At 64.6% G+C, this 22,087-nt stretch carries 20 protein-coding genes; 8 read left to right on the top strand and 12 right to left on the bottom strand.

Translation table 11 applies throughout. The annotated features are described in order from the left end of the window. Positions 1–64 precede the first annotated feature (64 nt). Together H535_RS0122370 and pgm are read left to right on the top strand one after the other, a co-directional pair. On the top strand, positions 65–1,561 hold the full coding sequence (locus H535_RS0122370; RefSeq protein WP_081416900.1) for a peptide MFS transporter: 1,497 nt from the start codon (positions 65–67) through the stop codon (positions 1,559–1,561). Between the two features lie 116 nt (positions 1,562–1,677). Beyond that, positions 1,678–3,327 (top strand): phosphoglucomutase (alpha-D-glucose-1,6-bisphosphate-dependent), encoded by a 1,650-nt coding sequence (gene pgm / locus H535_RS0122365; RefSeq protein WP_026821289.1) that lies wholly within the window; start codon positions 1,678–1,680, stop codon positions 3,325–3,327. Between the two features lie 205 nt (positions 3,328–3,532). Here the strand turns inward: pgm and H535_RS0122360 are convergent, their stop codons facing one another. Beyond that, positions 3,533–4,186 (bottom strand): ScbR family autoregulator-binding transcription factor, encoded by a 654-nt coding sequence (locus H535_RS0122360; protein ID WP_026821288.1) that lies wholly within the window; start codon positions 4,184–4,186, stop codon positions 3,533–3,535. 92 nt (positions 4,187–4,278) lie between these two features. Next, a complete protein-coding gene (locus H535_RS0122355; RefSeq protein WP_026821287.1) occupies positions 4,279–4,896 on the bottom strand; it encodes a malonic semialdehyde reductase in 618 nt (205 codons plus the stop codon). Between the two features lie 228 nt (positions 4,897–5,124). Between H535_RS0122355 and H535_RS27430 the strand changes: the two genes are divergently transcribed. From H535_RS27430 to H535_RS0122325, 6 genes are all read left to right on the top strand, one after another. Beyond that, positions 5,125–6,486, top strand: a complete 1,362-nt coding sequence (locus H535_RS27430) for a uracil-xanthine permease family protein (RefSeq protein WP_081416899.1) — start codon at positions 5,125–5,127, stop codon at positions 6,484–6,486. 300 nt (positions 6,487–6,786) lie between these two features. Continuing rightward, positions 6,787–7,569 carry a DeoR/GlpR family DNA-binding transcription regulator gene (locus H535_RS0122345; RefSeq protein WP_026821286.1) on the top strand — a complete coding sequence of 261 codons (783 nt, stop codon included), beginning with the start codon at positions 6,787–6,789 and terminating at the stop codon, positions 7,567–7,569. Further along, positions 7,566–8,546, top strand: a complete 981-nt coding sequence (locus H535_RS0122340) for a 1-phosphofructokinase family hexose kinase (protein ID WP_026821285.1) — start codon at positions 7,566–7,568, stop codon at positions 8,544–8,546. The genes H535_RS0122345 and H535_RS0122340 overlap by 4 nt, the downstream gene beginning before the upstream one ends. 2 nt (positions 8,547–8,548) lie before the next feature. Beyond that, entirely contained in the window at positions 8,549–10,690 is a 2,142-nt protein-coding gene (locus H535_RS29290) for a PTS fructose transporter subunit IIABC (protein WP_026821284.1), read from the top strand. Between the two features lie 12 nt (positions 10,691–10,702). Continuing rightward, positions 10,703–12,397 carry a phosphoenolpyruvate--protein phosphotransferase gene (gene ptsP, locus H535_RS29285; RefSeq protein WP_026821283.1) on the top strand — a complete coding sequence of 565 codons (1,695 nt, stop codon included), beginning with the start codon at positions 10,703–10,705 and terminating at the stop codon, positions 12,395–12,397. Between the two features lie 32 nt (positions 12,398–12,429). Then, positions 12,430–12,699 carry an HPr family phosphocarrier protein gene (locus H535_RS0122325; RefSeq protein WP_026821282.1) on the top strand — a complete coding sequence of 90 codons (270 nt, stop codon included), beginning with the start codon at positions 12,430–12,432 and terminating at the stop codon, positions 12,697–12,699. Between the two features lie 110 nt (positions 12,700–12,809). Here H535_RS0122325 and H535_RS0122320 read toward each other — a convergent pair whose 3' ends face one another. The 10 genes from H535_RS0122320 to H535_RS29760 all read right to left on the bottom strand — a co-directional run. Further along, positions 12,810–13,544, bottom strand: coding sequence for a hypothetical protein (locus H535_RS0122320; RefSeq protein WP_026821281.1), 735 nt, complete (start codon positions 13,542–13,544; stop codon positions 12,810–12,812). A gap of 350 nt (positions 13,545–13,894) precedes the next feature. Beyond that, entirely contained in the window at positions 13,895–14,929 is a 1,035-nt protein-coding gene (locus tag H535_RS0122315) for an acyl-CoA desaturase (RefSeq protein ID WP_081416898.1), read from the bottom strand. Positions 14,930–15,028: 99 nt separating this feature from the next. Next, positions 15,029–16,147, bottom strand: a complete 1,119-nt coding sequence (locus H535_RS0122310) for a glycerate kinase (RefSeq protein ID WP_026821279.1) — start codon at positions 16,145–16,147, stop codon at positions 15,029–15,031. Between the two features lie 72 nt (positions 16,148–16,219). Further along, on the bottom strand, positions 16,220–17,302 hold the full coding sequence (locus H535_RS0122305; protein ID WP_026821278.1) for an alkene reductase: 1,083 nt from the start codon (positions 17,300–17,302) through the stop codon (positions 16,220–16,222). Between the two features lie 146 nt (positions 17,303–17,448). Further along, complete coding sequence (locus H535_RS0122300; protein ID WP_026821277.1) at positions 17,449–18,345, bottom strand: ribonuclease Z; 897 nt, start codon at positions 18,343–18,345, stop codon at positions 17,449–17,451. Further along, entirely contained in the window at positions 18,338–19,156 is an 819-nt protein-coding gene (locus H535_RS0122295) for a glycerophosphodiester phosphodiesterase family protein (RefSeq protein ID WP_051299675.1), read from the bottom strand. Before H535_RS0122295 ends, H535_RS0122300 begins: the two co-directional genes overlap by 8 nt. Before the next feature lie 5 nt (positions 19,157–19,161). Then, positions 19,162–20,037: an HAD family hydrolase gene (locus H535_RS0122290; RefSeq protein ID WP_026821275.1), complete on the bottom strand. Its 876-nt coding sequence runs from the start codon at positions 20,035–20,037 to the stop codon at positions 19,162–19,164. A 142-nt stretch (positions 20,038–20,179) separates the two neighbouring features. Then, complete coding sequence (locus tag H535_RS0122285; protein WP_026821274.1) at positions 20,180–20,710, bottom strand: YbhB/YbcL family Raf kinase inhibitor-like protein; 531 nt, start codon at positions 20,708–20,710, stop codon at positions 20,180–20,182. Between the two features lie 25 nt (positions 20,711–20,735). Then, a complete protein-coding gene (locus tag H535_RS0122280) occupies positions 20,736–21,665 on the bottom strand; it encodes a carbohydrate kinase family protein (RefSeq protein WP_026821273.1) in 930 nt (309 codons plus the stop codon). 188 nt (positions 21,666–21,853) lie between these two features. Next, positions 21,854–22,087: hypothetical protein (locus H535_RS29760; protein WP_035770635.1), on the bottom strand; the 234-nt coding region annotated here is incomplete at its 5' end.

Here is a 22,087-nt window from a genome sequence, read left to right as displayed (position 1 = left end):
TGTGATTAATCCCATTACCACCGAATGTGACACGGGACAAGTGCCGGTGGGAGTATGACAGACTGTGACTACCCCAGTGGAACCCACCCCACCCCCGCGTAATACCGCTGCCAGCGACAGGAACCCGTCCGGAAAGTCCTTCCTGGGACAGCCGGGCATGCTCGCCAATCTGTTCAGTGTTGAACTGTGGGAGCGCTTCTCCTTCTACGGCATGCAGGTCGTCGTCCTGCTGTACATGTACTTCGAGGTCAGCGACGGCGGCCTCGGAATCGATGAAGGCATCGCGACCGGCATCATCGGCGCCTACGGCGGCACCGTCTACCTGTCCACCATCCTCGGTGCCTGGGTGGCGGACCGGCTGCTCGGCCCGGAACGGGTGCTGTTCTACACCGCCATCATGATCATGTGCGGCCACCTCGCACTGTCCCTGGTCCCCGGGATTCCCGGCCTGGCCCTCGGGCTGGTCCTGGTTGCCATCGGCAGTGGCGGTTTGAAAGCAACCGCCAGCTCGCTCGTCGGATCCTTGTACTCCCTTGACGATGATCGCCGTGACGCCGGCTTCTCCATCTTCTACATGGGCGTCAACATTGGCGGGCTGTTCGGCCCGTTGCTGACCGGCCTGACACGCGACAACTTCGGTTTCCACTTTGCCTTCGGTCTGGCCGCGGTCGGCATGGCAATTGGTTTGCTGCAGTACGCACTCACGCGCAAGAACCTGCCCGAAGAGTCCCATCGCGTGGCCAATCCGCTGCCCAGGAACAAGTTCCCCATGATGATCGGGATTGCGATTGCCGGCATTGCCGTCATCGTGTTGTCCGTGCTCACCGGGCTGGTGAATCCCGGAAACCTCGCTTCCGTCGTCGCCGGCGTGGCAATCGTGGCAGCCGTCATCTACTTCGTCGTCATCCTCAGCAGCAAGGGAATCGACCACACCGAACGCCGGAGGGTGTACTCGTTCATTCCCATGTTCATCGCCAGTGCCGCGTTCTTCTCGCTGTTCCAGCAGCAGTTCACTGTGGTGACGCTGTACGCGGACAAGCGGCTGGACCGGACCATCGCTGGATGGCAAATGCCCATCGAATGGGTGACGTCCTTCAATCCGGCATTCATCATCATCCTGGCTCCGATTTTTGCCATGGTGTGGACCAAGCTCGGATCCCGGCAGCCCATCACCCCCACCAAGTTCGCCATCGGTCTGGCCGTCATGGCGCTGGCCATTTTCGCCTTCATCCCGCTGGCCGGTGGCGGACCGAACAGCACACCGTTGCTGGCGATGATCGGGATCCTGTTCCTGTTCACCGTCGCGGAACTGATGATCTCGCCGGTGGGGCTGTCGCTGTCGACCAAGCTCGCACCCAGGGTCTTCCAGACCCAGATGGTGGCGCTGAACTACCTATCCGTGTCACTGGGTACGGCGATGTCCGGCGTGCTGGCCGGCTTCTATAACCCCGAAAACGAGATTCCGTACTTCGGGGCCATCGGCGTGGTGACCATCATCCTGGCCGTCGCGCTGGCAGTGGGAGCGAAGCCGATCAAGAAGCTGATGACCGGCGTCCACTAAACCGCCACCCGCCGCGAGAGATCTCCTCCGACGCACGGGGTTGCCGGGCCAAGACCCGGCAACCCCGTGCACGTCTGCTTCTGCCGCGGCGTCGTCGACTCTGGCATGCTGGTTCCATGACTAGTCGAGCCGGCACCCCTGCCCTTCCCAGCGACCTGGTGGACCTGACGATCCTGCTGGACGCGTACTATGACATCAAGCCGCAGATGGACGATCCGGCCCAGCGCGTGGCCTTCGGCACATCCGGGCACCGCGGATCCAGCACCACGGCCTCCTTCAACGAGGCACATATTGCGGCGATCACTCAGGCCATTGTGGAGTACCGGGCGGGCCAGGGCATCGACGGACCGCTGTTTATCGGCAAGGACACCCACGCCCTGTCCGAGCCGGCCCAGAACACCGCGCTTGAGGTGCTGGCCGGAAACGGCGTCCGGGTGCTGGCCGACGCCCGCCACGGCTTCACCCCCACACCGGCGCTCTCGCACGCCATCCTGCGCTACAACAGGGGGCCGGAGCCCCACTCGGACGTGGCGGACGGGATTGTCGCCACCCCCAGCCATAATCCGCCCTCGGACGGCGGCTTCAAGTACAACCCGCCGCACGGGGGTCCGGCTGACTCGGATGCCACCGGGTGGATTGCCGACCGCGCCAACAAACTCCTCGAAGACGGCCTCCGCGGCGTTCGGCGCATCCAGTTGGCCCAGGCGCTGGAGTCGGAATCCCTGGGCCGCTACGACTTCCTGGAGCATTACGTTGACGATCTTCCCTCCGTGCTGGACCTGTCGGCCATCACCGCATCGGGCCTGCATATCGGTGCCGATCCGTTGGGCGGGGCCAGTGTCGACTACTGGGGTGAGATCGGCGAGCGCCACGGGTTGAACCTCACGGTGGTCAACCCACAGGTGGACCCGCAGTGGGCGTTCATGACCCTGGACTGGGACGAAAAAATCCGGATGGACTGTTCCTCGCCCGATGCGATGGCGTCGCTGATCGCCAGGGCATCGGAATACGACATCGCCACCGGCAACGACGCCGATGCGGACCGCCACGGCATCGTCACCGGCGATGCCGGGCTGATGAATCCCAATCAGTACCTCGCTGCTGCCATCGATTATCTCTACCGCCACCGTCCGGACTGGCCCGCGGCGGCCGGCGTGGGCAAGACATTAGTGTCCTCGTCCATGATTGACAGGGTTGCCGCAGCGCTGGGACGGCAACTCGTCGAGGTCCCCGTCGGTTTCAAGTGGTTTGTTCCTGGGCTGCTGGATTCGACCGGCGCATTCGGCGGGGAAGAGTCAGCAGGGGCGTCCTTCCTGCGCCGGGACGGCCGGGTTTGGACCACGGATAAGGACGGCATTCTGCTGGCCTTGCTGGCCTCAGAGATCACGGCTGTCACCGGGCAGACGCCGTCGCAGCGCTACCAGTCGCTGAGCGACCAGTTTGGAGATCCGGCCTACGCCAGGATTGACGCACCGGCCACCCGCGACCAGAAGGCGGCACTGGGGAAACTGTCTGCGGAGCAGGTGACCGCCGGGTCGTTGGCCGGCGAGGACATTACCGGCAAGTTGACCCGGGCCCCGGGCAACGGCGCCGCCGTCGGCGGTCTCAAGGTCACCACGGACAACGCCTGGTTCGCCGCCCGCCCGTCCGGGACCGAAGACGTGTACAAGATCTACGCCGAGTCCTTCAAGGGGCCGGAACATCTGCAGCAGGTACAGGACGAAGCCAAAAAACTGGTCGACGGAGTGATTCGAAGCACCGAATGATCCAGGGAAACAGCGTGACGCAGGGGGCGGAAGTGACGTCCGGGTTAAAGTCGTTGGTCCGGTCGGAATCCATGATACCGCCGGACCAACTCACCTATTCCTCACACCACCCCCACGTCATGCGCCCCCAGGAAAGTAAGGTTACCCTGAATCTACCATAATAAACCGTCATGACGGTATGTTTCGGGCGGATATGCCCCTTGGGTCACGATTGCGTACCGACTTCCGGTTGCCGGAATAAAGCGGGCAGGCCCCGATGTTGGTCGAGCTGCTCCGCCGGAACTATGCCAGGCAGGATCATGTGCCACATTTCCTCAAGCCGTTGCAGCAGATCTTCACGATCGGCGACAATGCCTGAAACGGTGTCGACGCCGGTGTGTGCCGACACCAGGAACCGCGCCAGCGCCGGCGCATCGACGTCGCCGACCACACTTCCCTCGTCGATGGACTGCTGCACGAGGCTTTCGCAGGTGGTGATCCATTGGAGGTAGGGAACATCCTCCCGGAATTGCAGGTCCGAATCTTCCATGCTCAACCGGACGGCGGCGCGGGTCATGGGGTCTTCGAGTAATTCGGTGGCAACGCCGACGCTGATTCGCACCAACGATTCCAGTGGCGGATGTCCCCCGGCGAGGACCCGCATCCCGATCGCAGTTGTCGCGCTCAGGTTCTCCTCAATCACTTCCCGGGCCAGGGCTTGCTTGGAATCGAAGTGAAAATACAACGCTCCCTTGGTGACGCCCGAGACAGCCGCCACCTGGGTGATAGTGGTTCTGGCGTACCCCACGTCCAGGAATACCTTTGCGGCGCCTTCGACTATGGACTGACGGGTCGCTTGTGCCCTTGCCTGTTGAGGCATGTGTGATCCCCCTTTACATCGGACCACAGCTATCTTACGACGGCACCGCCGGCGATGGCAGACGCGGGCGGCGCGCCCCGCCGTGTGGTTGGCTAAAGGGTCGTGACGACGTCGTCATAATCGAAACGGGGCAGCCGCTCACCCCAGGCGCCTTCGGCGGCGCGCCCGATGTTGACCAGCATAAACGAATGCGTATTGGACCCTGCGAAGAATTCTTCGTCGACGCCCGCGGCGTCGTAGCCGCTCATCGGCCCGGCCGCCAGGCCCACCGAACGCACAGCCATGATGAAATAGCCTGCCTGCAGGTTCGCGTTGTTGTTGCCCATCTTGTGGCGGTTCTCGGCATCGTCATCGAACATCGACTTCATCTGCGGAGCCACCGGATTGAAGGTGGGGAAGTGCTCGTGCCATTCGGAGTCGTAGCTGAGGATCGCCGTCAACGGAGCCTTGCGGGTCTTCTCCTGATTGCCGCCTGCCAAATGTGCCACCAGCCGTTCACGCGCCTCGTCAGACTGGACGAAGGTAACCCGCAGCGGCTGGTTGTTGAACGCCGTCGGACCCATCTTGACCAGTTCCATGATCGCCCGCCTCTGCTCTTCGGTCACCGGCTCGTCCGTGAACTTCGAGGTGGTGCGCGCCTGCCGGAACAACAGGTCGACGGCGGCAGGTTCCAGTGCGAGGGTCTCATCAACGGTCAATTCAGCGGTCATTATCCAGTTACCTCTTTCTTCGGCGTGCGGCCATGGGGCCTCTCCTTAGGAGACAACATCCTGCCGGTCAGGACATTTCCAAAAGCAGCGGTGACTTCGGTCACCGCCGCTCGGCCGACAGCCTCCCGTCCTCCCCACACTCGCTTCGCTCGCGCGGGGCCCCTCGGCCGGTAGGCTGTCGGGGGGTTTTTGAACTGGAGAGGCCCGGGAACACAGGAGAGGCACCGAATGCTGGGAATGAAGTGGGCCGTGCACGGTGATGGCAAGACCATCCGCGCCGGCGAGGTGGTGGCCCCGCAGGAACGACTGAGCTGGTTCCGCACCATCGGCATTGGGGTGCAGCACGTCGTCGCCATGTTCGGTGCGACGTTCCTGGTGCCGCTGATTACCGGCTTCCCGCCGGCCACCACGCTCTTCTTCTCCGGGATTGGAACGATCGGCTTCCTGTTGATCACAGCGGGCCGGATTCCCAGCTACCTGGGTTCGAGTTTCGCATTCATCGCGCCCATTGCCGCGGCCAGCAGCCAGTACGGCCCGGCCGGAGCGCTGGGCGGTGTGGTGATGGCCGGTGCCGTGCTCGGGCTGATCGGCGCCGTCGTCCAGTTTGCCGGCACCCGCTGGCTCCAGCTCTTGATGCCGCCGATCGTCACCGGCGCCATCGTGGCCTTGATCGGCTTCAACCTGGTTCCATCGGCCAAGGAAAACTTCAACGCCGCGCCCATCACGGCCCTGGTCACTCTGGTCTCCATCATCCTGGTCACGGTGCTGTTCAAGGGGATCCTGGGGCGGCTCTCCATCCTCGCAGGCGTCATCATCGGCTATGTAGTGGCGATGCTTCAGGGGCAAGTGGACTATTCGGCCATGAGGGACGCCGAGTGGGTGGGACTTCCCCCATTCCAGACTCCGGAGTTCCATCTCTCTGTGGCCGGGCTCTTCATTCCTGTGGTGCTGGTGCTGGTGGCCGAAAACATCGGGCACGTAAAGTCCGTGGCGCTGATGACCAACCGCAATCTGGATCCACTGACCGGCCGCGCCCTGATGGCCGACGGCCTTGCCACCGTGCTGGCCGGCTCCGGCGGCGGTTCGGGAACCACCACGTACGCGGAGAACATCGGCGTCATGGCCGCCACCCGTGTGTATTCGACGGCGGCGTACTGGGTTGCCGCCATCACCGCCCTGCTGCTCAGCTTCTCGCCCAAATTCGGGGCGCTGATCGCCACCGTGCCTGCAGGCGTCCTGGGCGGCGCGGCGACCGTGCTGTATGGCATGATCGGCGTGCTCGGCGTGCGGATCTGGGTGCAGAACCGGGTTGATTTCTCCAATCCGGTGAACCTGACGACGGCGGCCGTTTCACTGGTCGTTGGCATTGGCAACTTCACCTGGGCGATCGGAGAGCTGACGTTCGAGGGTATCGCCCTTGGCACCGGAGCCGCACTGATCATTTACCACGGCATGACGCTGATCGCCCGCTGGCGTGGAACCGCCGGAACGGATGACGAGGAACATCATGAGGGCCGGCATGCCGCGGACGATGACGGTGACGAGATTGATACCGAAGGCAGCGAATACCGCCCCAGTAAGCTGGGCTGAATACACCACCTGCAGGGGCCAGCGCCGGTGGGATAATTCAACGACACCACCGGCAGCCACACTGTCGGGACCGGTGGCCTGACACGACCTTCCGTCGACACGCCGGGACCCGCATCTTCCCATACCGCGAACATGGGCACGACGGCCGGCCATGAACCTCTGACTAACCCCACCCCCGCTCCCGAATCTGTGTTTGTTTCTGTGTTTGCATTGACATAGCCAACTAACCAGATATAAAGTCAACTAAACCAACATTGAAGTGATGCTGGTCACTGTTATCCAACCGACGGAGGGAGGGCCATGTTCGCGGCTGAGCGGTACGAGAAGATCGGCGATCTGGCGGCGGCCGAAGGCCGGGTGAGCGTGGCGGGACTGGCTGACCGCTTCAACATCACCCAGGAAACCGTCCGGCGGGACCTGGCGGCCCTGGAAATTGACGGGGTCGTGCGCAGGGTCCATGGCGGGGCAGTCGCGGCGGCCAAGCGAAGCACCGGGGAACAGAGCTTGACCAGCCGCCAGAGCCAGCATCACGAACAGAAACTGAGGATCGCCCGGAAGGCTGTCGACCTGATCCCGGCCGGCAGCTCCGTAGTGATCGACGCCGGAACCACCACCGAACTGCTGGCCGACCTGCTCCAGGACTGGCAATCGCCGCGCCCCGAGGACAACCTGCTGGTCATCACCCACGCCGTCCCGATCGCAGCAAAGCTCTCCAACTCCCCGGCCCTGGAACTGGAAATGCTGGGGGGCCGGGTCCGCGGACTGACACGGGCCTCCGTTGGAGCTGCAACCGTGAAGCAGCTGGAAAACCTTCGGCCCGATATAGCCATTGTCGGCACCAACGGTGTTCATCCCGGCTTCGGTTTCAGCACCCCGGACGCCCAGGAAGCCGCGGTCAAGTCCGCCATTGTTCGTTCGGCCCGCAGGGTGGTGGTTTTGGCCGACGCCTCCAAGCTCGAAGAAGAAGCGCTGGTCCGGTTTGCCGCCCTCGACGACGTCGACGCCTTGATTACCGATACGGCACCGGAAGGTGCACTGGCCGACGCCCTGCGCGAGGCAGGAACGGAGGTGGTTCCGGCATGATCGTCACCCTCACAGCAAACCCCAGCCTCGATCGGACCATTGATCTGACGGGACCTTTGAGCCGGGGCCAGGTACAGCGGGCCGCGGCCGCCAGCCAGGATCCGGGCGGAAAGGGCGTCAACATCTGCCGCGCCTTGGCCACCTCGGCGGCGGACACCATGGCAGTGCTGCCCGGAACCGACGACGACCCCGTGGTGGCTGCCTTGCGGCAAGCCGGTATCGGCTTTGCCAATCTTCCTATCGGTGCGGCGTTGCGCAGCAACATCACGGTCACCGAACCGGACGGAACCACCACCAAAATCAACGAACCCGGCCCGGAACTGAGCGAGGCCGAACAGTCCAGCCTGATAGAGCTGCTGCTTGAGGAGGCTGAAGGTGCCCGGTGGCTGGTGCTCGCCGGTTCCCTGCCCCCTGGTGTCCGCCACGACTTCTACGCCCGCATCATCGGAGAGGCCAGGGGCCGGTTTGGGGCTTCATGCCCATCCATCGCGGTCGATTCATCCGGCGCCCCCCTCAGCGCAGTGATGTCCGCGGGCAGGGAACTGGCACCCGAGCTGCTCAAGCCCAACGCTGAGGAACTGGCCGAACTGACCGGCATCGCAACGGAAGCCGAGCTGGAAAACGACCCGGCTCTGGCAGCCGCCGCAGCACGCGCTCTGCTGGATCAAGGCTGTTCGACCGTACTGGCCACATTGGGACGGCAGGGCGCAATCCTTGCCTCCGAAACCGTGTGGCTGCACGGCACCTATCCACCCATCGAGGCCCGCAGCACCGTTGGCGCGGGCGACTCCGCACTGGCCGGTTATCTGCTGGCCAGCATTGCCGGACACGATCCACAAGACCGGCTCCGGCAAGCCGTGGCGTATGGAGCAGCAGCGGCATCATTGCCCGGCTCCACGCTCCCTTCGCAACACCACACCGACCCTGCCGCCGTCGTCATTTCGCCGTTGGCATTGAATCCATCCCAAGGAGGCTGACCATGTCGGCACTAATCACTGAAGAGCTTGTCTCCCTGGACCGCGACTTCGGTCCAGACCGCACCGACGTCATCCGGCACCTTGCCCAAAACGTCGTCGACGCCGGACGCGCCACCCAATTCGACGCGCTGTATGCCGATGCCGCGGCACGCGAAGAGAAGACCGCGACGGGCGTGCCGGGCGGTATCGCAATCCCGCATTGCCGCTCGACTGCGGTGACCGAAGCGACGCTGGCAATGGCGCGGCTGAACCCGGCCGTGGACTTCGGCGCCAAGGACGGTCCCGCCGATCTGGTGTTCTTTATCGCAGCGCCCGATGGAGCAGACCAGGAACATCTGCAGCTGCTGGCCAAGCTCGCCCGGTCGCTGATCAAGAAGGATTTCACCGCCGCGTTGCGCGAAGCCGGAGCCACCGAGCGGATCGTCGAGCTGGTCGATGACGCGCTCAATGACAAGCCCGTCTCCACTCCGGAAACCATCCCCGCCGGCACAGCAACGGCAACGGCTGAATCCACGACGCCGGCTCCGGCAGCAGGTGCTTCCACGGCAGAGGCACCCACGCTGGCAGGTGCCCCTGGGTCGGCATCGACCGGGCCTGCATCGTCGGGCATCGGGGCTCCAGAGTCAGAGCAAATTCCAAGTGGTCCGGCCAAGCGCCTGGTGGGCGTCACCGCCTGCCCGACTGGTATCGCCCACACCTACATGGCTGCGGACGCCCTGGTGGCAGCCGGTAACCAGGCCGGCGTCGACGTTCAGGTTGAAACCCAGGGGTCCGCCGGCGCCAAGGCCTTGGATCCTGATGTCATCGCGGCCGCCGATGCGGTGATCTTCGCCGTCGACGTCGATGTCCGGGACAAGCACCGGTTTGCCGGAAAGCCCGTTGTCAGCGCACCCGTCAAACGCGGCATCGACGAACCGGACGAAATGGTGGGCGAAGCCATTGCCGCCGCGGGAAACCCTGCTGCCCGCAAGGTCAACGCCGCCGAAGCATCAGACGGAAGTGGCCAGAGCGAGTCCGGTGAAGGCGTGGGCGGTGCCTTGAAACGCTCGCTGCTCACCGGCGTTTCCTACATGATTCCGTTCGTCGCCGCTGGCGGCTTGCTGATGGCCCTCAGCTACCTGGTGGGCGGATACGAAATCGCGAACAACGCTGACTCCATCCTTGGTGAGAGCACGCTGACCAATCTGCCTGATGGTGGCTGGCAATCATACGTGGGCGCAGTCTTGTTCAAGATCGGCCGATTGTCCATGAACTTCCTGATCCCGGCTCTCGCCGGTTACATCGCCTACGCGCTGGCGGACCGGCCCGGTATTGCACCGGGGTTCACTGCCGGCTCCGTGGCATTCTTCATGGGCGCCGGATTCCTCGGCGGCATCGTTGGTGGCCTGCTGGCCGGTTACGTCGCGATGTTGATCGGACGGCTGAACGTTCCGCGCTGGCTCCGTGGGTTGATGCCGGTCGTGATCATTCCGCTGGTCGCTTCAATTGTGGCCTCCGGCTTGATGTTCATGGTCCTCGGCGGGCCCATTGCGGCGCTGACAGACGGGCTAAACGGCTGGCTCTCGGGAATGACCGGTGCAGCAGCCGTTGTCCTTGGCATCATTCTGGGACTGATGATGGCCGTCGACTTGGGCGGGCCCATCAACAAGGTGGCATACGCCTTCGCTGTGGCAGGACTGTCGGCTGGATCCGTGGGCAACGAAGCGCCGTGGCAGATCATGGCCACGGTGATGGCTGCGGGGATGGTTCCACCGCTGGCCATGGCCCTGGCCTCGGAAATAGACAAGAAGAGCTTCACCCCTATGGAACGCGAAAATGGCAAGGCAGCTTGGCTTCTGGGCGCAGCCTTCATCAGTGAAGGAGCCATTCCGTTCGCTGCCGCCGACCCCTTGCGGGTGATTCCTGCCGGGATGCTGGGCGCCGCCACGACAGGCGCCATAGTGATGGGAACAGGAGTAACGTCCCAAGCGCCGCATGGAGGTTTCTTCGTCCTCTTTGCGATCGACAACGTCACTATGTTTGTAATAGCCATCCTGGCCGGAATGATCATCTCGGCGCTGACCGTCGTCGCGTTGAAGCGCTTCACGTCCCGGAAGGCTGAAACCGTTCCGGCCGGCGCCCAGCCTGCCACGGCGGGAGTCTGAGAGGAGTTATCGATGGAGACCATAAACGGAGTAGGAGTCAGCCCCGGCCGAGTGATCGGCCCCGTACTGCAGATGCCGCCACCGGTTCAGGAGCCGGCGCCCAGCGAGAAACTCGACCCGGAGCAGACGGTCGACCAGGAGACCCAACGGCTGAAGACGGCTGCCACTGCCGTCCAAGCCGAGCTGAAGTCCCGGGCGGCAACCGCCACCGGTGACGCAGTGGGCGTACTGGAAGCCACCTCGCAGATGGCAGCGGATCCCATGCTGCTCAAGGCGGCAGGGAATTTCATCTCCACCCAGCAGCACAGCGCCGAACGGGCTGTCTGGGATGCCGGCGAGCAGGTGGCAGAGACGCTCAAGGGCCTCGGCGGTTACATGGCAGAGCGGGCCGCCGATGTGCTCGACGTCAGGGCACGGATCGTGGCCGAACTGCGCGGCATGCCGGCCCCGGGCATACCGGTCTCGGACACACCATTCATCCTCGCCGCCCAGGACCTCGCGCCGGCCGATACCGCAACCCTCGACCCAGCCGTCGTCGTCGGGCTGGCCACCAGCAGTGGCGGACCCCAGTCCCATACCGCCATCCTGGCCCGCGCCCTGGGCCTGCCCGCCGCCGTCGCCGCCCGCGGTGTCGACCGGATTGCCGATGGTTCCGAGGTCTATCTGGATGGCGCCACCGGCGAAGTCATCACCAGCCCGGACGACGTACTGGAAGCCAAGGTGCAGACATGGCGGGAGCAGTCCGCGTCGTTGACGGCTTTTGAGGCACCGGCGACGACGGCGGACGGTCACCACGTGCCGCTGCTGGCCAACGTGGGAAATCCCGAGGACGCCGCCGCTGCTGCCGCTGCCGGCGCGGAGGGCGTCGGATTGCTCCGCACCGAATTCTGCTTCCTGGGCCGCGACACCGAGCCCGACCATCAGGAGCAAGTGGAGCAGTACCGGGCAATTTTCGACGCTTTTGCCGGGTGCAAGGTCGTGATCCGCACCTTGGATGCCGGCGCGGATAAACCCCTGCCGTTCCTGACCAATACCGACGAACCGAACCCTGCCCTGGGCGTGCGGGGTTTCCGCACCGATATGACCTCGCCCGGTGTGCTGGAGCGGCAGCTGACCGCCATCGCCGCAGCCGCCGAAGGCAGCGAGGCGGAGGTTTGGGTGATGGCCCCGATGATCTCGACCCGCGACGAGACGGCCGCATTCGCCGCGCTGTGCCGGGCCAACGGACTCAAGACCCCCGGCATCATGGTGGAGGTCCCCTCGGCCGCCGTCGTGGCCGGGCAACTGCTGGAGAAGGCGGACTTCGCCAGCCTGGGCACCAACGACCTGACCCAGTACACCATGGCAGCGGACCGCCAAGTCGGGGAACTGGCAGGGCTCAACGACCCCTGGCAGCCGGCCGTGCTGCGGCTGGTGGACATGACCGTCGACGGCGGCAAGGCCGCAGGCGGGCAGCATCCCAAGCCAGTGGGCGTCTGCGGTGAGGCTGCCGCCGACCCTGCCCTCGCCGTCGTGATGGCCGGGCTGGGAGTTTCCACGCTGTCCATGACGGCACGGGCCCTGGGTACCGTGGCCACGGTCTTGAAGAGCGTCACGCTGAGCGAGGCGCAGGACATCGCGGCGGAAGCAGCGGCGCAGCCGACGGCCGCAGCCACGAAAGAGGCCGCCCGTTCCCGACTCCCCGTACTCGATGAACTCGGTCTTTAGGGCCCGTTCGCACATACAACAAGGAGAAAGACATGCCAGAACGCACCGTTACCGTTGCCAGCAAAGTGGGCCTGCACGCCCGGCCGGCCTCGCTCTTCGTCGATGCCGCGACCGAGCAGCCTGTGGACATCACCATAGAACTGCAAGGCGGCGATGCCCTGGATGCCTCCAGCATTCTGTCCATCATGTCGCTGGGGGCCTCACACGGCGACGTCGTAGTGCTGCGTGCCGAAGGGGCTGAAGCGGACGACTCGCTCGACCGGCTAGTGAAGATCCTGGAAACGGACCACGACGCCGAATAAGCACGGCGCCGCGGTCCGCTGCACGTCGACACATAGGCGACCGTCGGGTGCGACCGGCCGGGAGGCCCATCGACACGCCGCTTTGCCCGGTCGCTTCAGCGCCTCGGTCTTCACCAGCGCAGTTTCGGCTCCCGCGCCCCCTGCCGACCGCTGGCCTGCCTGGGCTTGTGGTCGACCCCGACACTGCGGCCGCCGGAGAGGTTCCCGAAACCGCCGGCCTGACTGAGCCGATACAACTCGACCCACTGACCGGTCTCCAGGTCCGACGCCGGCGACTGCGGGTCCAGCGACGAATCGACCACCCACCTGTGGGCAGGTGCCGGGCCGATGATCCGCGCCGCGGTCGCCCGGATACCCTGTCGCTTGCCCTGCAGCACCCGGTCGACCAGCTTCTGGAACGCGTGGTGTTCGTCCCACGGCAGCAACGGCTCGTCCAGCAGACGCACCCGCACGGCCAAGCCGTCGTCGCCCAGCCCGGCGTCTGCCAGCCCGGCGTTGGCCAGCCCGGCGTTGGTTATCTGCTCGATGCTGTACCAGGGAGCCCAGTAGCGTTGCATTGCGGCAAGTCGCGGCGAACGCCCGTTGTCGGAGTGCACCAGTAGCTGCTCGTCCGGAACGTGTTTTTCCTTCAGCAGCTTCTTGAATGTTGTTTCGTTTACTTGTCGTACGTCCGGATCAGACGTGCGATGGCGGTTGGTATGGGCAGTCATGGCAATTCCCTTCTCGTTCGGCTTCTTGAAGCCGCCGCCGGTGCCATTCACCGCCTCCCAGGTCAACGCGCCCCAGGTCCCCGGTCCCCGGTCCCGGAAAACGACGGCGGAAACTTCGCCGTACAACGTCGTCACGCCGCATAAAGGGGTCAGGAACCGGAAATTGTTGCCGCTAATCGCCGCAAACGAGCCGGATGGGAAGAATGGGAATCGTCCCGGAGGCCGGGCCTCAACAAGAAGTTTCAGTCTTTCGGCGCAATGCCGTCAGCAGTCGAACTACTGTTACTCGAAAATTAACGTTCCCATGCGGATCAGCGTAGCGTACTGCGCGCCATGCGGCCAGAGTTGGCACGCCACGACCGAGGACGGCCTCGACGTCGAAGACGGTTCAGGTGCCCACCGCTTTGGCGGCGAAGGACCGTTCCCGATATCAGCGTCAAGCCGCTGACTGGCCCACGCAACCGGCGCAGGCGCGACGGAGCCTGTCAGCCCTCTTGTGCCTTCGCCGCGAGTTTCGCCCGCCGCTCCGGCTTGGACCACTTGACCTTGGTGGCCCAGCCGAGCCTCTCGAACACCCGGATCATCCGGGCCGAGATGTCGATCTGGCCCTTATCCACACCGTGCCGGGCACAGGTCGGATCGGCATGGTGCGAGTTGTGCCAGGACTCGCCAAAGGAGGCAACAGCCAACGGCCAAAAGTTTCCGGCCTTATCCCGGGAGTGGTACGGCTTCTCCCCGACCATGTGGCAGATGGAGTTCACCGACCAAGTGATGTGGTGCAGTACCGCCACGCGGACCAGGCCGGCCCAGAAGAACGCGGTGAATGCGCCCCACCAGCTCATCGTGACCAGTCCGCCAATCAGCGCTGGCAGCAGCAGGGTCACGAGCACCCAGACGCCGAACATCTTGTCGATGGTGAGGATCATCCGGTCCTTGAGCAGGTCCGGGGCGAAACGGATCCGGTTGGTGACGTCCCGTTCGAACAACCAGCCCATGTGCGCATGCCAGAAGCCCTTGGCCAACGCCCACGGACTATCGCCAAAGGCCCACGGCGAGTGCGGGTCGCCATCGGTATCGGAGAAGGCATGGTGGCGCCGGTGGTCGGCCACCCAGGTGATGACGGAGCCCTGCACCGACAGTGATCCGGCCACGGCGAGCGCGCCGCGCAGACCCTTGTTGGCCTTGAAGGAGCCATGGGTGAAATAGCGGTGGTAGCCGACAGTGACACCCAGTCCGCTGACGACGTAAAAAACGGAGAAAAGTACGACGTCGGTCCACGTCAGTGACCAGCCCCACGCAAGCGGGACGGCGGCCACCAACGCCGCCAGCGGCAATAGCACCCCAATGTAGACACTGACTTGTCCGGCGGAACTGCGGGGGCCGTCGATAACCGGACGCGGCCTGGTCTGTTCAGGGTGCTCCCTGGCGTGAGTGACAATATCGACGGTCGAGCCGGTCTTGTCGGGCCGGAAGCCCGGCTTGGCTTTCGAAGCGCGTTGCTCCTGCTCAGTGGTCGTCATTGGCGCACCTGCCTGCCGGGGTCACATAACCTACGCAAGCGTAACCTACGCGACCGTAGGGTTCAACGCGCCGGCGTCCGCTCCCGCCCCCGGCTGAACCTATCCCTTGTCGTAGCTGTCCAGTGCCACGGCCGTGGCCTGCTGGAGGTAGTGCGCGGCCCGGGCTATCGCCTCATCCACCGAAGGTGCACAATCAACGGCCGCGGCCATGGCTTTCACCCCGTGTCCCGCCACGTCTTCCAGGCTCAGGGTGGACCGGCCCACTGCCAGCACGCTGTCGATCCCCCGCGCCTGTGCGCGGTCCGCCGCGGACAACGGCGCCTTGCCGAACCGGGACTGCTCGTCCATCGACCCTTCGCCGCTGACCAGCAGATCCACGCCCTCCAGCGCCTTATCGAACTGAACCAGCTCTGCCACCAAGTCGAAGCCCGACTCCAGCGTTGCGCTGGTACAGGCAAGGAACGACGCCGGGAATCCCCCGGCCGCCCCCGCGCCGGGAATCTGCACATCGACTCCGGTGGCCTGGTGCAGCAGCTCCGCCCAGTGCCGAAGTCCGTCGTCAAGCATGGATCTGGCGGCGGCGTCGGCTCCCTTTTGGGCGCCGAAGACGTGAGCCGCCCCATCCGGGCCATACAGCGGATTGGTCACGTCCGCTGCGATCCGGATGTGCACGTCTTTGAGACGTGAATCCAGCCCGGTGTCGTCGATCCGCAGCGCAGTGGACAGGGCCGACCCTCCCAGCCGGGCGCGGGCACCATCAGTGTTCATCACCCGCATGCCCAGTGCCCTCAATGCGCCGGAGCCACCGTCGGTCATCGCCGAGCCGCCGATGCCGCAAATGATCTCCTCCGCACCGGCGTCCAGGGCGGCCTTGATCAGCTGGCCGCTGCCGTAGCTATGGGCTCCCAGCGCCGCCTGCACGCGGGGTTCGACGTAGCGCAGACCACTGGCCTCGGCAGTCTCAATCACCGCCGTCTTGCCGGTCAGTACCCAGCGGGCCTCGACTTCTTCACCCAGCGGCCCCTGCACCGCCACAGTGCGTTCCTCACCGCCGGCCGCGAGCGCCCCCTCCAACGTGCCCTCGCCACCGTCGGCCACAGGGACAATGTCTGCGACAGCGTCCGGGAAGACTTCCCGCACACCAGCCGCCATCGCTTCGCCGGCCTGCCTGGCCGTCAATGTGCCCTTGAATTTATCCGGAGCAATCAGGATGCGCATGGCGCAAGACTACCGGCCGATGTCTGGGCGCTGCTAAACATTGCGGACTGCGATGACGGAACGGTCGGACCCTCAGTAACTCAACGCGACCTCGGACATCGACGGGTAGTCCGTGTAGCCCACTGCCAGGTCGTCCCCGGTGTCGGGATAGAACGTGGACGGGTTTGGCGTGTTCACAGCAGCGCCGGCGGCGAGGCGTTCCGCGAGATCCGGCGTGGCGATGTAGTCCCGCCCGAAGGCCACCGCGTCAGCGTTGCCGCTCTCGATGAGACGGAACGCGTCATCGGCGTCCATTTCCTCGTTGGCGATCACCTGGCCGGCAAAGAGACTGCGCAGATGACTCAAGAGACTGTCCTCGGCCTCGATCTCGCGAATGAACAGGAACGCCACCTTACGTCTGCCCAGTTCTTCAGCGGCGTGGCCGAACACGGAGCGCGGATCGCTGTCGCCCATATCGTGCTCCTCGCCGCGCGGACGCAGATGCACACCCACGCGATCGGCCCCCCACACCTCCGTGACGGCATCGGTGACCTCAAGGAGGAACCGTACGCGGTTCTCGACCGGGCCCCCATACCTGTCGGAGCGGTGGTTAGTGCTGTCCTGCAGGAACTGGTCGATGAGATACCCGTTGGCTGCATGGATCTCCACGCCATCGAATCCGGCACGCTTCGCGTTCTCCGCCCCGCGGCGGAAGTCCTCGACGATGCCGGCGACCTCTTCGGTTTCCAACGCCCGAGGTACCGTGTAGGGCCGCGTCGGGCGCAGCCTCTTCACACGGCCGGCCGCGGCTATCGCGCTGGGTGCCACAGGGAGTGCGCCGTCCAGAAGTTCGGGGTCGGAGATTCGTCCCACGTGCCACAGCTGCAGGAAGATGCGGCCGCCTGCGGCGTGCACTGCCTGGGTGACCTTCTGCCATCCCGTGACCTGATCCTCGTTCCAGATGCCCGGCGTGCCGTGGTAACCGACCCCCTGCGCGCTTACGGACGTGGCCTCGCTAATAATCAGACCGGCCCCGGCTCGCTGGGAGTAGTACTCGACCATGAGGTCATTGGGAACACGTTCGTCACCGGCCCGGGCCCGTGTCAGCGGGGACATGACAACCCTGTTCGGGATCGTCAAGGAGCCGAGATCGAGCGGATTCGTCAATACGGACACGAGGGCGGTTCTCCTTCATTCAGGGCACGATGAGCACACGAATTCCTCGCGTCCGACCGCACCGGGGAGGACGCGAGCATCCGCGATTCTCCAACCGTGCCCCATGCGCGCAAATTCCCACGTGAGGTCAAGGTCACCACCCTGTATCAAGGGTCCAGCGCCGCCCGGCGTTTGGGCATGTGAAACCGGTCAAGATCCTGAGCCGCCACAACGGCGGTGCGGCCGGCCCGTCCGGCCGCCTGCGCGGCAAGTATCGAGACGTCCTGATACCGCGCCGAAAAATGGGTGAGCACCAGGGTGCCGGCATCTCCGCCCGCGGCGAGCGCCCCGGCCTGTCCGGCGGTCAGGTGACGATACTGTGCGGCGAGAGCGCCGTCGTCGTCGCTGAACGTGGATTCGGCGACCAATAGATCCGCCCCTTGAGCCAACTCCTCCGCGCCCGGGCACGGAGCGGTGTCCATGACAAAAGCGAAGCGCTGGCCCGGCCGCGGGACGCTGACCTCCACCAGATCCACCCCTCGCACCCGCTCGCCACGCTGTAATCGGCCGACGTCGGGACCGGCGATCCCTGCCTCAGCGAGCCGGTCCGGCAAAACGGTCCGGCCGTCGGGCTCCACCAGGCGGTAGCCGTAGGTCTCGATCCGATGGTGCAGGGGCCGCGCCTCGAGACCCGGCGCCACCATCCCGGCACCTCCATGAGGGTGCAGCCGCAGATCTATCCCGGCAGGCGCGAGGGACACAAGTGCCTGCACCGCATCAGCGCCGGAGGCAGGAAAATGCAGATGCACGGGATGGTCGACGCCGTCCATGGCCATGCGCGACAGCACGCCGGGCAGCCCGAAACAGTGGTCGCCGTGCAGGTGGGTCAGGCAGATCCGGTTGATCTGCGTTGCGGAGACGCCAGCCCGGATCATCTGCCGCTGAGTGCCTTCACCGGGGTCGAAGAGCAACCCCGCGCCGTCCCACCGCAGCAGGTAGCCATTGTGGTTCCGGGTGCGCGTGGGAACCTGGGAGGCAGTTCCCAGCACGACAAGTTCACGCATCGGACGAGGAGGATCCGGCCCGTTGCGGCCATTCCCGGCGTGCGGCCATGATGTCGGCCAGCAAGTCGGCGCGATCGGTCATCACCCCGTCGACACCCAGGTCCAGCAGGTCGTTCATGGTCTGAACATCGTTGATGGTCCAGACATGCACCTGCAGCCCCAACTGGTGGGCGCGGGCCACCGACGCGGCGTTGACAATGGGGATCCTTCCGTACTGGACCGGCACTTGGAGGGCATCGACGCCGCGGAGGATCCACTTCAGCGGCCACAGACACCCCAACCGGGACAGCGCGACGAAGGCGGCGACCCGCAGCCGGCCCGCCGACGTCGTCATACTGTGCCCCGGAACCAGGGCTTCGAAGGCCATCACGCGTCGATCTGAAAAGGACGAGATGCAGACGCGGTCATAGGCGTCGTGTCGGTCCAGCACTTCCTTAAGCGGACGGATCGACGAAGCGTCCTTAATGTCGATATTGATGCATATGCCAGGCAGCGCGGTCAGTAATTCGTCCAAGGTCGGAACCGGTTCCCTTCCGCCGATACGGACGTTCCGGAGCTCCGCATAGGTGTGGTCCTCGATGCGTCCGCTTCCGTCAGTGACCCGGTCGAGCGTCTCGTCGTGGAAAAGCACCACGACGCCGTCCGAGGTGGAATGGACATCGGTTTCCACGTAGCCGTACCCGAGGGCGGCGGCATTCTTGAACGCCTGCAGGGAATTCTCCAACCCGTCCCGGGAGAACCCCCGATGGGCAAAAGCAATCGGCCAACGGACACCGCCGTCGTACCTGTTCCGCAGGAAGCCCTCAGCCACGCCAGCTACGCCGGTGCCGTTTCGTTCAGAGCCGCCAGCCGGGCTTCCAGCACCTGCGCGACACCGTCATCGGAAAACGGTGGTGCCTGCGAATCGGCGGCGGCAATGGCGCCGGGGTGGCCGCTGGCCATCGCGTATCCGTGCCCGGCCCAGTTCAGCATCTGGATGTCGTTGGGCATATCGCCGAATGCGACGACGTCGTTCGCGTCAATACGATGGGAGGCGGCGAATCGTTGCAAAGCCGCGGCCTTGTTGACTTCCGGCAAGGCCATCTCCAGCAGGGCCTGCCCCGGGCTGGAATGGGTGACCGAGACCAGATGTCCGACGGCGGCATCCACACCGGCCGCAAAGGTGTCAGGAGATATAGCGGGGACCTTGGCCAACAATTTGGATACTCCTCCGCCCGGATCCGGTTCCGCCGTTCCCGCTTGCGCCGCCTCATTGGCACCCGCTTCGGCCTCGGCGACCAATGTGTCGCTGAGCTTGCCCGGCGTCACGCCGATTTGTTCCAGTGTTGCCCTGTCGGCGAACCCCGGCTCGATGTGGAACCCCTTGATGGTCTCTGCCGCGAACGCCGCATCCGGATAGAGCTGCTGGATGATTCGTATGGTCTGGAAGACGCTCTCCTGCGGCAGCAACGCCGCCTCCAGCACCTGATGATCGGAGAGCCGGTACGTGACTGCTCCGTTGGAGCAAATGACGGTGCCGTTGAAGTCCAGTTGCTCCTGCAGCGGAGCGAGCCACCGTGGCGGACGGCCGGTGACGAACACAAGCTCCACACCGGCGTTGCGGCAGGCCCGGAAGGCACGCACGGTACGGTCACTGATCCTGCCCTCACGGTCAATGATCGTCCCGTCCATGTCACTCGCCACCAGCCTCATGAACCCAGTCTATGCGGCAAGCGCCTGTATCCGCCTTCCGGACGCACCACCTGCTCCGGTCCCGGCCGCAGATGCGCGGCTCGTAGGTGCGCCCCGGCTCGCGCTGTACCACTGCTCACGCCGCGCTACTGCTCGTGCTGTACTACTGCTCGTAGGTGCCGATAATCCTGGCGCGTCCCAAGGTGTGGAAGAAGAGATTGAACCCGAGGAAGGCCGGGGTGGCCTCCGCCGGAATATCCAGCGTCTCAACGTCCACGGCATGCACGACGACATGGTAATTGTGTGTGCCATGATTCTCCGGCGGCGCAGCACCCACGTAGCCATCCATGCGCGCGTCATTCTTCAACTGCACAGCTCCGGCCGGCAGCCTCTCGCCCGATGGGTTGCCGGCGTCGGAGGACAGCGAGGTGGTGGAGACCGGGATGTTGAATACCGCCCAGTGCCAGAATCCGCTCGCCGTGGGAGCATCCGGATCGAGGACCGTTACGGCGAAGCTCTTTGTGCCTTCAGGGAATCCGTTCCAGGACAGCTGGGGCGAAACATCGTCCCCGCCGGAGCCCATCTTGCCGCTGGCCTGTGAATAATTCAGCTCCTCACCGTGGGTTATATCCTCGGACGTCACGGTGAATCCGGCTACCTCTGGCAGGTCTGCGTAGGGATCCTTGATGGTCATGTGGTCCTTCCTTCCGTGCTGTTGGTCAGGAACTAAGGTGCTTGCGGAGTTCGCTCCGCGATGGTGGATTGGCCCCGGCCCTCGATACCGTAATGGCAGCGGCCGTAGCGGCACTCTCCAAGATCGCGCGAAGCTCGCCGGTTCCTATCTGGTGCAGCCGTTCTCGGCGCCCGGAACCGTCCAACTCCCTGTCCACGATAGCCGCGAGCAGGGCCGACATAAAGGAGTCCCCGGCGCCGACGGTATCCACGATCTCGACTTCGGGAATTGCGGCAGTGCTGTGGCCTGATTTGCACAGCCCCCATGGTGCGTCCCCGCCGCGAGTCACAACAACAATGGCCGGCCCCGATTCAAGCCACGCCCGTGCTGACTCCTCGACGGACCGATCCGGATACAGCCAATGCAAGTCCTCATCGGAAGCCTTCACGACGTCGGCGAGCGGGACAAACTTCTCCGCCTGCTCCCGGGCATATTCGGCATCGGTGATGATCGTCGGCCGACAGTTGGGATCGTAACTGATAGTCGCCGTAGGTCTGGCGTGTTCGACGGCGGTCAATACGGTACTGGCCCCTGGTTGCAGCATGGTCGCAATAGAGCCGGTATGAATCAAGGAGCTGCCCTGCAGGAGGGTCGGCATCCGTTCCAGCAGCTGGTCCAGTTCCCATTCGAGCTCGAACGTATAGGTCGCAGACCCGGTCTCATCGAGCAAAGCGGTGGCCGTGCTGGTCGGCGAATCGTCCGGCGGAAGCGGATTCAGCACGGAGTTGTCCGCCAGATGACCCGACGCCATCTGACCGAAGTTATCCTTTCCGTAGCGGCCCAGGAACTGAACCGCATGGCCGAGCCTGGCCAGGCCGACGGCAACATTCATGGGACTGCCACCAACATGTGCACGCGGCTTGACTCCGGCACCTTCAACTACGTCGATCAGGGTCTCACCGATTACTGTCAGCACGACTACAACCTACCAAACGGTGTTGCGGCCCAGGGGCCCCGGGCCGAATGCGGTAAGGCCACGATACGGTTCAGGTCGAGCGGGTAGCGCGCAGCCACTTCGGCAGGCTTGCGGGCGAGTAAGACCCGACAGCCTCACTACAGAGAACCGGGATTCATCCTCCGAGACGATCCCATCGGGAATCGCATTCAGAATGGTGCTGGGTCGTCCGGGTCGTCGGTTGGTTTCCGTGATAGTTTCCTTTTCGTCACGTCGCCGGCGCCGTCCTTCTTGGCATTGGGGACTTGCCACGGATCTTTCGGGGGCGGTTTGGCCCCGGTGCCGTGCTTTTGGCCCGCGGCTCCGCACTGGTTTGAGCCGTTTGCCGTCTTTGCCGGCTTCTTGCTCGGCCTCTTTCGCGGATTTGCCTGCTGTTTGGCTTT

The sequence above is a fragment of the Arthrobacter castelli DSM 16402 genome, from assembly GCF_000430705.1.
In the GTDB taxonomy this organism is placed as follows: domain Bacteria; phylum Actinomycetota; class Actinomycetes; order Actinomycetales; family Micrococcaceae; genus Arthrobacter_C; species Arthrobacter_C castelli.
Note: the sequence above shows the minus strand (reverse complement) of the source record. Positions and strands in the feature narration are given on the sequence as shown.

Bases quoted from the DNA above. Each gene is read 5' to 3' on its own strand.
- H535_RS0122345 (WP_026821286.1), top strand. From the start codon at position 6,787: ATGTTCGCGGCTGAGCGGTACGAGAAGATCGGCGATCTGGCGGCGGCC.
- H535_RS0122310 (WP_026821279.1), bottom strand. From the start codon at position 16,147: ATGCGCATCCTGATTGCTCCGGATAAATTCAAGGGCACATTGACGGCC.
- H535_RS0122315 (WP_081416898.1), bottom strand. From the start codon at position 14,929: ATGACGACCACTGAGCAGGAGCAACGCGCTTCGAAAGCCAAGCCGGGC.
- H535_RS0122355 (WP_026821287.1), bottom strand. From the start codon at position 4,896: ATGACCGCTGAATTGACCGTTGATGAGACCCTCGCACTGGAACCTGCC.
- H535_RS27430 (WP_081416899.1), top strand. From the start codon at position 5,125: ATGCTGGGAATGAAGTGGGCCGTGCACGGTGATGGCAAGACCATCCGC.
- H535_RS0122290 (WP_026821275.1), bottom strand. From the start codon at position 20,037: ATGAGGCTGGTGGCGAGTGACATGGACGGGACGATCATTGACCGTGAG.
- H535_RS0122360 (WP_026821288.1), bottom strand. From the start codon at position 4,186: ATGCCTCAACAGGCAAGGGCACAAGCGACCCGTCAGTCCATAGTCGAA.
- ptsP (WP_026821283.1), top strand. From the start codon at position 10,703: ATGGAGACCATAAACGGAGTAGGAGTCAGCCCCGGCCGAGTGATCGGC.
- H535_RS0122340 (WP_026821285.1), top strand. From the start codon at position 7,566: ATGATCGTCACCCTCACAGCAAACCCCAGCCTCGATCGGACCATTGAT.
- H535_RS0122325 (WP_026821282.1), top strand. From the start codon at position 12,430: ATGCCAGAACGCACCGTTACCGTTGCCAGCAAAGTGGGCCTGCACGCC.
- pgm (WP_026821289.1), top strand. From the start codon at position 1,678: ATGACTAGTCGAGCCGGCACCCCTGCCCTTCCCAGCGACCTGGTGGAC.
- H535_RS0122300 (WP_026821277.1), bottom strand. From the start codon at position 18,345: ATGCGTGAACTTGTCGTGCTGGGAACTGCCTCCCAGGTTCCCACGCGC.
- H535_RS29290 (WP_026821284.1), top strand. From the start codon at position 8,549: ATGTCGGCACTAATCACTGAAGAGCTTGTCTCCCTGGACCGCGACTTC.
- H535_RS0122285 (WP_026821274.1), bottom strand. From the start codon at position 20,710: ATGACCATCAAGGATCCCTACGCAGACCTGCCAGAGGTAGCCGGATTC.